This is a genomic window from Shewanella sp. DC2-4 (assembly GCF_013248875.1).
GTDB lineage: Bacteria > Pseudomonadota > Gammaproteobacteria > Enterobacterales > Shewanellaceae > Shewanella > Shewanella oncorhynchi.
The window spans coordinates 4,002,343-4,015,220 of the sequence record NZ_JABRVR010000002.1 but is presented as its reverse complement, the minus strand read 5'-3'; the positions used below and the strand labels follow the sequence as shown (position 1 = coordinate 4,015,220).

The 12,878-nt window shown below is 46.7% G+C and carries 10 protein-coding genes and 1 pseudogene; 6 read left to right on the top strand and 5 right to left on the bottom strand.

Features of this window, described 5'->3' with window-relative positions:
* Positions 1-121 precede the first annotated feature (121 nt).
* From ubiH to gcvP, 5 genes are all read left to right on the top strand, one after another.
* Positions 122-1,363: a 2-octaprenyl-6-methoxyphenyl hydroxylase gene (gene ubiH / locus HQQ92_RS18205; protein WP_173247421.1), complete on the top strand. Its 1,242-nt coding sequence runs from the start codon at positions 122-124 to the stop codon at positions 1,361-1,363.
* A 42-nt stretch (positions 1,364-1,405) separates the two neighbouring features.
* Complete coding sequence (locus HQQ92_RS18200; protein ID WP_173247418.1) at positions 1,406-2,629, top strand: FAD-dependent monooxygenase; 1,224 nt, start codon at positions 1,406-1,408, stop codon at positions 2,627-2,629.
* A 253-nt stretch (positions 2,630-2,882) separates the two neighbouring features.
* Positions 2,883-3,977: a glycine cleavage system aminomethyltransferase GcvT gene (gene gcvT / locus HQQ92_RS18195; RefSeq protein ID WP_173247415.1), complete on the top strand. Its 1,095-nt coding sequence runs from the start codon at positions 2,883-2,885 to the stop codon at positions 3,975-3,977.
* Between the two features lie 25 nt (positions 3,978-4,002).
* Positions 4,003-4,392 carry a glycine cleavage system protein GcvH gene (gene gcvH / locus HQQ92_RS18190; RefSeq protein ID WP_011845766.1) on the top strand — a complete coding sequence of 130 codons (390 nt, stop codon included), beginning with the start codon at positions 4,003-4,005 and terminating at the stop codon, positions 4,390-4,392.
* A 122-nt stretch (positions 4,393-4,514) separates the two neighbouring features.
* Entirely contained in the window at positions 4,515-7,403 is a 2,889-nt protein-coding gene (gcvP, locus tag HQQ92_RS18185) for an aminomethyl-transferring glycine dehydrogenase (protein ID WP_173247412.1), read from the top strand.
* A 575-nt stretch (positions 7,404-7,978) separates the two neighbouring features.
* On the opposite strand, the gene HQQ92_RS18180 is transcribed toward gcvP, so the two are convergent.
* The 5 genes from HQQ92_RS18180 to HQQ92_RS18160 form a co-directional block, all read right to left on the bottom strand.
* Positions 7,979-8,995, bottom strand: coding sequence for an IS110 family transposase (locus HQQ92_RS18180; protein ID WP_173247407.1), 1,017 nt, complete (start codon positions 8,993-8,995; stop codon positions 7,979-7,981).
* A 353-nt stretch (positions 8,996-9,348) separates the two neighbouring features.
* Positions 9,349-10,032, bottom strand: coding sequence for a hypothetical protein (locus tag HQQ92_RS18175; protein ID WP_217272647.1), 684 nt, complete (start codon positions 10,030-10,032; stop codon positions 9,349-9,351).
* Positions 10,033-10,034: 2 nt separating this feature from the next.
* A complete protein-coding gene (locus tag HQQ92_RS18170) occupies positions 10,035-10,697 on the bottom strand; it encodes a hypothetical protein (protein ID WP_173247404.1) in 663 nt (220 codons plus the stop codon).
* Complete coding sequence (locus HQQ92_RS18165; RefSeq protein WP_173247401.1) at positions 10,691-11,179, bottom strand: TIR domain-containing protein; 489 nt, start codon at positions 11,177-11,179, stop codon at positions 10,691-10,693. The genes HQQ92_RS18170 and HQQ92_RS18165 overlap by 7 nt, the downstream gene beginning before the upstream one ends.
* Before the next feature lie 52 nt (positions 11,180-11,231).
* A complete protein-coding gene (locus tag HQQ92_RS18160) occupies positions 11,232-11,603 on the bottom strand; it encodes a hypothetical protein (protein WP_309247089.1) in 372 nt (123 codons plus the stop codon).
* Between the two features lie 78 nt (positions 11,604-11,681).
* On the opposite strand from HQQ92_RS18160, the pseudogene HQQ92_RS18155 reads away from it, so the two are divergent.
* Positions 11,682-12,712, top strand: a pseudogene (locus HQQ92_RS18155) (IS110 family transposase).
* Positions 12,713-12,878 lie beyond the last annotated feature (166 nt).

Genomic DNA, 12,878 nt, shown 5'->3' with positions numbered 1-12,878 from the left:
AAAGGTGGGCAAACCTGCCTTTGAGTCCATAGCACTGGTGTTTTTGAGTGCATAGCATTGATGTTTACATCTTTTCTGTTTACATACCTTAGTGTTATGCCAAAGCTTGAATGAGATCCCCATGACGGCCACAAATCACATGGATACTTCAGTTCAACACGTCGACATCGCGATTGTAGGCGGTGCGATGGCGGGGGCGACCCTAGCGTTAGCTCTCGCGCGTCTTTCTTTATCCGCAGCTCGGCCACTTTCTATCGCCTTAATCGAAGCGCACCTTCCCGATAAGCAACACCCCGGATTCGATGCCCGCTCTATTGCTATCGCCCACGGTTCTATTTTCGAATTATCCCGTTTAGGTTTATGGCAAAAGCTCGCCCATTTGGGCACGGCGATTGAAAATATCCATGTGTCGGATCGCGGCCACTTTGGCATGACAGAACTCAATGCGGCGCAGTTTCATTTAGATGCCCTAGGCCAAGTGGTTGAGCTTAAACGGGTTGGCCAAGTGCTGTTTAACGAGTTGAATAAGAGTAATGTCAAACTCTATTGCCCCGCCAAACTTGCCCAAGTAGAACCCGCCGTTGAAGGTCACACCTTAGTGCTCGATACGGGCGAGCGAATTCAAGCCAAACTTGTGGTCGCCGCCGATGGTTTGCAATCCAAAGTGCGCAGCAGTTTTAATTTGCCTGTGACCCAAGTGGCCTTTGAGCAAACGGCCATTATTGCCAATATTCAAACCGCCGATTTGCCAACCAATAGGCCTCACAAACATTGGGCCTATGAGCGCTTTACCCAAACGGGTCCCTTAGCCTTGCTGCCTATGGCCGATAGCCAAGGTCAACCTCGCTTATCTCTCGTGTGGGCGCTCGATGATGTGCGGGCTAAACAGATGCAAGCCGCACCTAAGGCCGAGTTTTTAGCGGCGCTTCAACAGGCCTTTGGTTATCGTGCGGGCACGTTTATCGATGTCAGCGCGCGCCATGCGTATCCGCTTAATTTGTCTTATATGCCAAGGCCAATTCATCACAGATGTGTGTTTATCGGCAATGCGGCGCAGACACTGCATCCGATTGCGGGGCAAGGGTTTAACTTAGGGTTGAGGGATGTGGTGAGTTTGCTCGAGGTAATCCAAACGGCGCTAGCTCAGGGCGAAGATATTGGCTCCGCCGCTGTGACCCATGCGTACCTTAATGCCCGCGAGCACGACAGAAACAGCACTATCCGAAATATCGAATTTTTAGTCCGTGGCTTTTCAAACCAATATTGGCCGATGGCGCTGGGGCGTAACTTAGGATTACGGCTCTTGTCTTGGTTTCCGCCACTGAAAACCCCCGTCGCTCAAAAGGCAATGGGCTGGAAATAACTCAGCAATTTACTGGTATCGCAACGCGAAAAGGATGTACCCATGTTAAGTTCACAAGCCTATGACATCGCCATTGTGGGTGGCGGCATGGTGGGACTCGCCACCGCGATTGGATTGGCGCAGGCCGATCTGAATGTCGTCGTTATCGATGCGGGCCACACAGAAGCCGTGAGCGGCGAGCCGCGTTTACGGGTGAGCGCCATCAATAAGGCGAGCCAGCGCTTGTTAGAAAACTTAGGGGCATGGAGTTATTTAGACACTTCCCGCGCTACGCCTTATCAAAAAATGGCGGTGTGGGATAAAGACGGTTTCGGTAAAATTGCCTTTGATGCCAACAGCATCAGCGAAACCAGTCTCGGCGCGATTATCGAAAACGATGCCATTAGCTTTGCCCTCGCCAAACGTGTCAGTGAGTTTGACAATATCACCCATATTCAAAACCAACGCTTAGAGCGCATTGCCTTTGGTGAGCGCGAAGCTTGGTTGACCCTTGCCAATGGCGCCGATTCTGAAATAGAAAGTGTCAGTGCTGCACTTGTGATAGCCGCCGATGGCGCCAACTCTTGGGTGCGCGAGCAATGCAAGATCCCGCTGACCTTTTGGGATTACGGTCACCACGCAATCGTCGCAACTATTCGTACCGAAATGCCACACCTTGCCACCGCCCGCCAAGTGTTTTTGCAGGACGGCCCGCTAGCATTTTTACCTCTGTATGAAGACAATCTCTGCTCCATCGTCTGGTCGGTGCCGCCCGAGCGCGCCACTGAGTTATTGGCAATGGATAAAGTGCAATTTGAGCGCAACTTAACCGCTGCTTTCGACGGACGTTTAGGGATTTGCAAGCTGGAAAGCGAGCGCCAAGCCTTCCCATTACGGATGCGTTATGCCCGCCATTTTGCCCGTCACCGTTTAGTATTAGCAGGCGATGCTGCCCATACTATTCATCCGCTGGCTGGCCAAGGGGTGAATCTCGGCTTTTTAGATGCGGCCAGCATTATCGAAGTGATCAGCGAATTACAGCAAGCGGGTAAAGATATCGGCGATTATGCGCAGCTGCGTGCACTGGAACGTTGGCGTAAAGCCGATGCGATGGAGATGATCGCGGCGATGGAAGGCTTTAAACGCTTATTCGAAGGGACGAATCCGCTTAAAAAAGCGATCCGCGATCTGGGCTTAAATCTCGTTGATAATGTCGCTGGGCTGAAAACAGTGTTCATACAACAGGCCATGGGCAATAAGTCGGCACTGCCTAAGTTGTGCCGTTAGCCTAGGTTGCGCTAATGTGATCAGAATTGCTGACAATATCAGCAATTTGACTGCAAGCTGCGCAAATCTGGCCTTCGCATGTAAAAAAATTACATGTTGAAGATGAGAAAATCTAATGGCAATGGCTTCGGATTAGAAAAATCTCCTGTATACAAATTTGTGACGCAAGGTATAATTTCGCCGCATTTTAGACCCTAGTATCTACACCCTACACTAGGCAGAGACCTGAAAAAGGCCGCAAAAAGGGATAACAATGGCTAACAAAACTATTCTGTTTAACAAGCACTTAGAATCAAACGCTAAGATGGTCGACTTCCACGGTTGGGATATGCCCCTCAACTATGGTTCACAAATCGAAGAACACAACGCTGTGCGTCAAGACGCGGGTATGTTCGACGTATCCCACATGACTGTGGTTGATGTGATAGGTAGCGACGCTGGTGCATTTCTACGTAAGTTGCTGGCGAACGATGTGGCTAGACTTAAAGTGCCAGGTAAAGCCTTATACAGCGGCATGTTAGATGACAATGCCGGTATCATCGACGACCTCATCACTTATTACCTCACTGACACTAACTACCGCGTGGTAGTGAACTCAGCGACCCGCGAAAAAGATCTCGCTTGGATCGCCAAGCAATCCCAAGGTTTTGATGTCACTGTGACTGAGCGTCCTGAGCTGGCGATGATTGCCGTTCAAGGTCCTAACGCAAAAGCGAAAGCCGCTGCCGTGTTCAGTGCTGAGCAAAACGCCGCCATCGAAGGCATGAAACCTTTCTTCGGTAAGCAAGCTGGCTCACTGTTTATTGCGACTACGGGTTACACAGGCGAAGCGGGCTACGAAATTATCGTCCCAGAAGATGAAGCCCAAGCCTTGTGGCAAGCATTGTTAGATCAAGGGGTAAAACCTTGTGGTCTCGGTGCCCGTGACACGCTGCGTCTCGAAGCCGGTATGAACCTTTACGGCTTAGACATGGACGAAACCATCAACCCATTGGCCGCCAACATGGGCTGGACTATTGCATGGGAACCAAGCGACCGTGACTTCATCGGCCGTAAAGCCCTCGAAACACTTCGCGATGCCGGAACCAGCAAACTTGTTGGTCTAGTGATGGAAGAAAAGGGCGTGTTACGCCATGATATGCCAGTATTTTTCACCGACTCAGCCGGTGTAGAGCAACAAGGCGTGATCACCAGCGGGACTTTCTCGCCAACATTGGGCTATTCTATTGCGATGGCACGTGTTCCTAGCTCGATTGGGGATACTGCGGAAGTCGAAATGCGTAAAAAACGTGTGGCTGTTAGAGTAGTGGCGCCAAACTTTGTGCGCAACGGTAAACAAGCATTTTAAAAAAACGGAACAAGGAACAAGAACAATGAGCAATATTCCGACAGAACTGAAATACGCCTCTTCACACGAATGGATCCGCAAGGAAGAAGACGGTAGCTACACAGTAGGTATCACTGAGCACGCCCAAGAGCTGTTAGGTGACATGGTTTTCGTTGAACTCCCAGAAGTTGGCGACACTGTGACTGCGGGTGAAGACTGTGCTGTAGCTGAATCAGTAAAAGCGGCGTCTGACATTTATGCCCCCATTTCTGGCGAAGTGATTGCCGTGAACGAAGCGCTGGAAGATTCGCCAGAACTCGTTAACAGCAGTGCTTACGGCGAAGGCTGGTTCTTCCGCGTAATGCCTTCTGACGAATCAGAAGTCGACGCTCTGCTGGATGCTGAAGGCTACCAAGCTGTCATCGACGAAGAATAATCGTCGACGCTAACGAAGCCCTAAGGGGCTTCGTTTGTTTTAGCGCAAGATTGACATAACAACAGTCCGTTAATCAGTACCCTACAGTTCTGAATTTCGGCAAATCTGGAACAAGGTTTATCATGACCAAGCAAACCCTCACTCAGTTAGAACAGCACGATTTATTCCTACGTCGTCATATCGGCCCAGATAGCAGCCAACAGCAAGCCATGCTGAACTATGTTGGTGCTGAGTCTCTGGACGATCTGACCGCGCAAATTGTGCCTGAGTCGATCCGTTTAAGCCAAGATCTGAGCATTGGTGATTCCTGCGGCGAAGCCGAAGGCATTGCTTACATTCGTGGTTTAGCGAAACAAAACCAAGTATTTAAGAGCTATATCGGCATGGGTTACTACGGCACTCAAGTGCCAAACGTGATCCTGCGTAACGTATTTGAAAACCCAGGTTGGTACACGGCTTACACGCCATATCAGCCAGAAATCGCCCAAGGCCGTTTAGAAGCCATTCTAAATTTCCAACAAGTGTCGATGGACTTAACGGGTTTAGATTTGGCTTCTGCTTCTTTGTTAGATGAAGCAACTGCTGCTGCCGAAGCGATGGCGCTGGCAAAGCGCGTTTCTAAAGCGAAAAAAGCCAATATCTTCTTCGTTGCCGATGATGTGTTCCCGCAAACCTTAGACGTAGTGAAAACCCGCGCTGAGTGTTTTGGTTTTGAAGTGGTGGTTGGCCCAGCATCTGAGGCCGTTAACCATGAGCTGTTTGGTGCTTTGTTCCAATATACTAACCGTTTTGGTCAAATCACTGACTTCAGCGAATTATTCGCAACTCTACGTGCGAAGAATGTGGTTGTGACTGTCGCCGCCGACATTATGTCCTTGGTATTACTGAAATCACCGGGCGCTATGGGGGCCGATGTGGTATTCGGTAGTGCACAGCGTTTTGGCGTACCAATGGGCTTTGGTGGCCCACACGCGGCCTTCTTCGTTGCCCGTGACGAGCACAAACGTTCTATGCCTGGCCGTATCATTGGTGTGTCAAAAGACGCCCGTGGTAACCGCGCACTGCGTATGGCAATGCAAACTCGTGAGCAACATATCCGCCGCGAAAAAGCCAACTCCAACATTTGTACTGCACAAATTCTGTTAGCGAACATGGCGTCTTTCTACGCCGTATTCCACGGCCCAGATGGCCTGAAAACTATTGCATCACGCATTCACCGTTTCGCCGATATTTTAGCGACAGGCTTAAAAGCGAAGGGCGTGAACTTAGTCAACAGCACTTGGTTTGATACTGTTAGCATCAAAGGCTTAGATGTTGCTGCCGTCAATGCACGCGCACTGGCTGCTGAAATGAATCTACGTTTCGATGCCGATGGTATTGTGGGCGTGAGCTTAGACGAAACCACGTTGCGCACAGATATCGAAGCCTTGTTCGATGTGATCTTAGGTGCAGGCCATGGTTTAGATGTTGCCGCGTTAGACGCGCAAATAGTTAGCCAAGGTAGCCAATCGATTCCGGCGGCACTCGTGCGCCAAGATGCGATTTTAAGCCACCCAACCTTCAATCGCTATCAAAGCGAAACCGAGATGATGCGTTATATCAAACGTCTCGAAAGCAAAGACTTAGCACTTAACTACTCGATGATTTCACTGGGCTCTTGCACCATGAAGTTAAACGCAGCGGTTGAAATGCTCCCTGTGAGCTGGCCAGAATTTGCCAACATGCACCCATTCAGCCCACTGGATCAAGCCAAAGGCTTTACTCAGTTGATTGAAGAGTTGTCGACTTGGTTAGTGAACATTACAGGCTACGACGCTGTGTGTATCCAACCTAACTCTGGCGCTCAAGGTGAATACGCTGGTCTGTTAGCCATCAAGAAATACCATGAGTCACGCGGCGATGCGCACAGAAACATCTGTTTGATCCCGCAATCTGCCCACGGTACTAACCCTGCATCGGCGCAATTAGCTGGTATGCAAGTGGTGGTGACGGCCTGTGACAAGCAAGGTAACGTCGATTTAGAAGATCTGAAGACGAAAGCTGCCGAAGTGGCTGAAAACCTGTCTTGCATCATGATCACTTACCCATCGACCCACGGTGTGTATGAAGAATCTATCCGCGAAATCTGCAACATAGTGCATCAGCACGGCGGTCAAGTGTACTTAGACGGCGCCAACATGAACGCTCAGGTCGGCTTAACGTCTCCTGGCTTTATCGGTGCCGACGTATCACACCTTAACCTGCACAAAACCTTCGCGATTCCACACGGCGGCGGCGGTCCAGGTATGGGCCCAATCGGCGTGAAATCACACTTAGCCCCATTCGTTGCGGGTCACGTTGTGGTTAAACCGGGCCGCGTGAGCGACAACAACGGCGCCGTATCGGCTGCACCTTACGGTAGCGCGGGCATTCTGCCGATCAGCTGGATGTACATTAAGCTGCTTGGTTCAAAGGGCCTGAAAAAGTCGACCCAAACTGCGCTGTTAAACGCTAACTATGTGATGAAGAAGCTGTCTGAACACTACCCAGTATTGTTCCGTGGCCGTAACGATCGCGTCGCGCACGAATGTATTATCGACCTACGCCCACTGAAAGAAGCCTCAGGCGTGACCGAAATGGATATCGCTAAGCGTTTGAATGACTACGGTTTCCATGCGCCAACCATGAGCTTCCCTGTTGCGGGAACCCTGATGATTGAGCCGACGGAATCTGAGTCTAAGGTGGAACTCGATCGTTTCATCGATGCTATGGTGTCAATCCGCGCTGAAATCGCCAAAGTGGAATCGGGTGAATGGCCAGCGGACAACAACCCGCTGCACAACGCACCGCACACTATGGCCGATATCATGGACCCAGAGTTCGATACGCGTCCATACAGCCGCGAAGTGGCCGTGTTCCCAAGTGCAGCAGTACGTACTAACAAGTTCTGGCCAACCGTGAATCGTATTGATGACGTATACGGCGACCGTAACTTGATGTGTTCGTGTGCACCATTATCAGACTACGAGTAATAATTGCTGCTTAGGCTAGCTACTGCGGCGTTGAATCTCAGCTTTCGTGCTCATTGACAGGAGTCAACTCCGCGCGAAAGCTTTCAATCCGCCTTGCATTAGCTTCGCCAGCAACGCAATTATGAACATGCAAAAGCGACCTTAGGGTCGCTTTTTTGTTTTATACGTATTTCTCTGACGAGTGCAGTGCTGTGAATGGGCTATTTTGTGGCTTCTAGCTACGATATTTCCCAATTGCCTGCCGCAGGCTTTCGCACTGTTACACCAGTGACTCGCCGTAGATACATCCCTGTAGGCTCTACTAAAACATATATGGACCCATCCGGTTTGCAAGACATTCGATATCAATTTTGAGAAGAGTTCATTGCACCCATATATTCGGCCTCTTATTGAGGGATTCCTCTGGCCCTGATGGATATTTGCTTCTACTGTCCTTATCATCCCTGCGGCTTCATCAGAGCCTATGTTTTCGTAAGGTTTTTAGTAGATCAGTCTGACTGTCTCATCATCAAATCAAGTGTCTTAGCAACTTGCTGGTTGGTTAATCGTTAACATAATAAGTACATTTGATGTTGTTACATAGCGAGCCGAAACTCTTCTTCACGTGCCGCGATAACCCATGACATTCTGGCGAGCTTATTCGCGACGGCCACACACGCACGATTGAAACCTCGGCGCTCCGCTAGCTGGATAGCCCAACAACTCAACTTATCCGACTTACTCCCACTGTGTCGCAACACCGCTCTGGCGCCGTGGATGAATAGCGTACGTAAATAGGCGTTTCCCCGCTTACTTATCCCGAGGAGGTTATCTTTCCCGCCACTGCTGTGCTGCTTAGGTACTAAGCCACACCAAGCTGAAAAATGTCGGCCATTGCTAAAGTCTTTACCGTCACCCACTGCAGCATAAATCGCCGTAGCGGTGACAGGCCCAACACCAGGAATAGTTTGTAATCGCTGACAAATCACATTGTTATGAGTTTCGTTTAGTACTTGGGTGTCACAACTCTTAAGCCGTTTTTCAATGTCGATAACCTCATCATATAACTGATAAAAGATGGCTTTACCCTTGATGGTCAGCATATTGGCTTCATCGACCAAAATATCTGGTAACTGGGCTTTAAAAGCCGATTTACTTTTGGTAATGACAATACCGTATTCTGCTAACATGCCTCGCACTTGGTTGATTAAGGCTGTTGATTGTTTAGTTAATCGTTCGCGTATACGGTGGAGCAGTTGCACATCTTGCTGCTCGACGCTTTTGGGTTTTACAAACCGCATGTTGGGCCGCTGCGCAGCCTCCGCAATGGCTAGCGCATCGTTGTAGTCATTTTTATTACCTTGCCTAAAAGGAACCACATACTGCGGGGCAATTAACTTAACTACGTGCCCAAATTGCTCAAATTCTCTGGCCCAATAACTCGCGCCGCCACACGCCTCCATAACGATAAGGCAAGGCTCAATTTTCGCGACAAAGGGCAGCAAGTCTTTGCGTCTAAGCATTTTCTTTTTGATTAACTTGCCTGCTTTATCGACACCAACAGCATGAAAAACAGACTTTGCGATATCTAAACCGATTGTAGTAATCTTCATAGGTGGACCCGTCCTCTTTCTGATGAGTTTTAGCGACTACATCGTGGCCCATTGCGAGGCCGATTAAAAGTGGATGGGTCCATTCCATTATCCATGTTTTAGAAGGTCACTGGTGCAACAATGCCAGTTATGGTGTAACCATTGTAGTTTAAAGTAATACATGTCCTGACACTCATTGTGTGCTCAAAGGCCTAATTGTTATCGCCTCATATTCGCCATCCTTTGATCATCTGAGGCTAGCTCGGCATCAACGCTTACGCATTTGTCCTATCACACTTCGGCCACTACAAAGGGGGAAGTTGATGTCTGCAGTTGAGTGTGGTTGATTTAAGTTTCTCTGCCGCATTTTTTAGTTACCCATTTGATATAAGTCTTTGCATTACTTCACGATATTTAATCAAAGAGGCATTAACCCTCATCAGGTCCTCTTTCAATCTTTCATATTCTAAATACTTAGCCTGTATATCTTGGGGAGATAAGTTTTTGTTTTGATCATCTATTAATTGAGAGTCGTACCATCGCCGATATTTTGCTTGCCATGTTGTTAAGTGAGGTCTTATCCCCTCATTTAGTATATCAATTGATAAGCCTATTATTTTGGCGGTATCTTCTCTCCTAAACATTGCAACTGGTACTTCTTTTATTAATTCTCGTGTCACCGCAAAAAATGTGTACCATGAGTCATAAATTTCTGTTATCACATCATGTTCAAGATCAATCGGTAACCCTACTTTTCTGGTGCTCAACTCGACCCAAATTTTATAAGCAATCTGCTTGTCTACTAGATTAGGTTTAAGTTTTAACTTTTGATTACCTAAACCGATTTCAGCCTCATTTATTTCGAAAGAGCGAAAGTTTAACCCACTTCCCCAAAAATGCTTATAAGCAAAAAATGCGATTAAAATCACCACCCCTAATAAAATGACGTACAGAGAAATATTAACTTTTAAATGAAACTCTTCACTCAAAGTGACAGCGAAAAGTGTTAGGTCGACTTGTGCCGTCATCCCATTTGTTTTTAATTCTTCTACGGCCATGGTTATGCGTATTTTCCTGAGGTTTGGTCGACTCTTTTATCGAACAAATTGAAGTGTATAGGATCCCCAATGACCATATTTCGGTAATCAGATTTCACAATAGTTTTTTCGATAAAATCCCTTGCATACTTCTGGTTATCTAAGCTTAATTTTCGATAGTTCCTAATAGGCTGATATCCGAGAGCATTAAGATCTAGTTGCATTGCTTTGCTACCAAAATATGTGAAGCATTCTGATACCAATACATCATGTGTACTGCCGGTATCCCTTATTAAGTTATCCGCGTTTATAGTTCCATCTGAGTTACTATGATGCGAATCCTCTTGTATCCACTTACCCTCTGAATTTTTGTGATAAATATTATCACCAAGCACTTGGACTTTACTGCCGTTTCGAATTGGCTTTTTTAACTCAAATCTAGGGTCAGCCCAATATTCTTGAAATGTAAGTTTTTCAGTTACCTTCATGAAAAATATGCAATGATATTTCTTGTCTTTTGCATTCGATGCTGCAAGGCCCATGACCCAATCATTGACTTTAGCTGACTTTCTCAACTTAGGCTTACATGTCGCCAAGGTACAATAACCATGGAATGGATTTGGTGCGAACCCCAAGTCCCTTGGGATTGGATAAACAAACAGACTTGCTCCCTGATTAATTAACATACTACGTTACCGCCACTTAACTTAGGAGATGGGCTTCCATCAGGTTTATTGAAAATGCTCTTGCCATCTATTGCTTTGATAATAGAGTCTGCCCGCCATGGGACAACTGCCGAACTATAGTCTTCCAGCTTTTTCGGAATGGGGGTATCGTTTGGCAAGCCTGCTTCAAACACACCAATTATTGGCTTACCTAACTTATATGCTTGTTCAATTTCCCAATTAACCCATTGACGAGTATGCGTTTCCTTTCCAATAACGACAATTAACTGGCTAGCCCAACGCATCTTCATTCTTAGAAGACGCTTTATGGTCTGATCACTCACACGCTTTTGGTCTAATCTTTGCTGATTCTCTGGCTTGACTCTAATTGAGCTATTTCTAATGTTAAGGTTTTTACCTGCCAAAATTCTTGTCAAACCATCAACACTGGCATCATCCTTGTGATGATGGCTTACAAAAACGTTTCTTAAATTCTTTGCCATAGCGCATCTCCATATTCATTTATTATTCTTAGCAAGCACGTGAAATTGACACTTAGTTGATAATTTTCATCTCTCCAGAGATTAAGTCACAATGTATTTTCCCAACCTTTTTATCTTTAATTTCTCGCCAAATCTCGAAGCCAAGTAAAATGGCTCGCTCCCACTGACAATGGGTCCTAACCGATACCTCAAGATGAGACGTTAATTCTTTAATGGTTCTTAATAGCGAAAAATCAATCGTATCAATATCTTCTAGGTAAGAGTGTTTTTTTGCGTATTCAAACACTAACGCGGAGATTGCTTCGTCTATAACAATAGCTCGTCCACCATCTTCCACTTCATCGGTAATAGGATTGGAGACTCTTTTACATTGGAAAAACTTTCTTACTACTGGTGACCAACCAAGCACGACTGCTGTAGTGATGTGATGGACGCCTCAGCACCTAAGCTTGCAGTATTATGCCAAGCTTAAAGCTGACAAATAGTTCTGGAGGTATCCATCATGGATATTAAAGTTATTGGTATCGATTTAGCCAAAAATGTTTTTCAAGTTTGTGTTTGTCTTATGGATAACTCTGTCATGAGTAACAAAAAGGTTAACAGAAACAAGCTGCTCGATAAAATTAGACAATTCCCCGAAGGTAGTCTTATTGCTATGGAGGCCTGTGGTACGGCGCATTACTGGGGAAGACAATTTCAAGCTCTTGGTTATCAAGTGCAATTGATCCCTGCTCAACATGTTAAGCCATTTGTTGCAAACCAAAAGAATGATGCCAACGATGCCCTCGCTATATGCGAAGCGGTTTTCAGACCTAATATCCACATGGTTCCAGTTAAAACTGTTGAGCAACAAGACATTAAAGCATTACGTTGTGTACGTAGTCGTCTCGTTCAAAAATCGAACCGCCATGGTCAATCAAATTCGAAGCCTAGCGAGCGAGTCTGGTGTGATCTTCTCTGTCGGCAGGTTGCAATTACAAGCGTCACTTAGCCGTATTTTAGCAAATAATGAGCATGAACTGTCTCATACGCTTCATTACCTGTTAAAACTTTTATATGAAGATTTATGTGTTTTAAATGAGAGAATTAATCAAATCGAGCGCGACATTAAAGCGCTATGTCAAATCCAACCTCGCTACAATGCATTGCTGTCGATCCACGGCTTTGGACCATTAGTCACAGCAAGCTTTATGAGTGAATTAGGTTCGGCTCATCAATTTAAAAAATGGCCGGCAATTATCTGCATGGTGTGGCTTAGTGCCATCGCAATCGAGTTCTGGTGGAAAAGTTCGACTAGGATCGATCACGAAAAATGGCAGCTCAGAACTACGTGTTTTACTCATCCATGGCGCCAGAGCCGTTGGCCGATTTGCGAGCAAACGTGATGATAGACTTGGGCGATGGTTTAATGCACTTGCGTTAAGGCAAGGTCGACACAAAGCCGTTGTCGCATTGGCCAATAAAATAGCGCGTATAGGATGGCGGATCCTCACGAGTAACGATAATTTCGACGTTAATAAAGCGTTTGCGTAAGACGTTAAGCATCACGTAAAAGTTTATATGCACTGATGAATAAACGGTCAACCGTACCTATTAGAGCCTGACTTGACCAAGGCATTAAATGCCGATGTAGTGATAAGGTAATAGGTTTCGGATTTACATCATGGCGCGGGTAAAAAGCCTATTTAGACGCCGAATA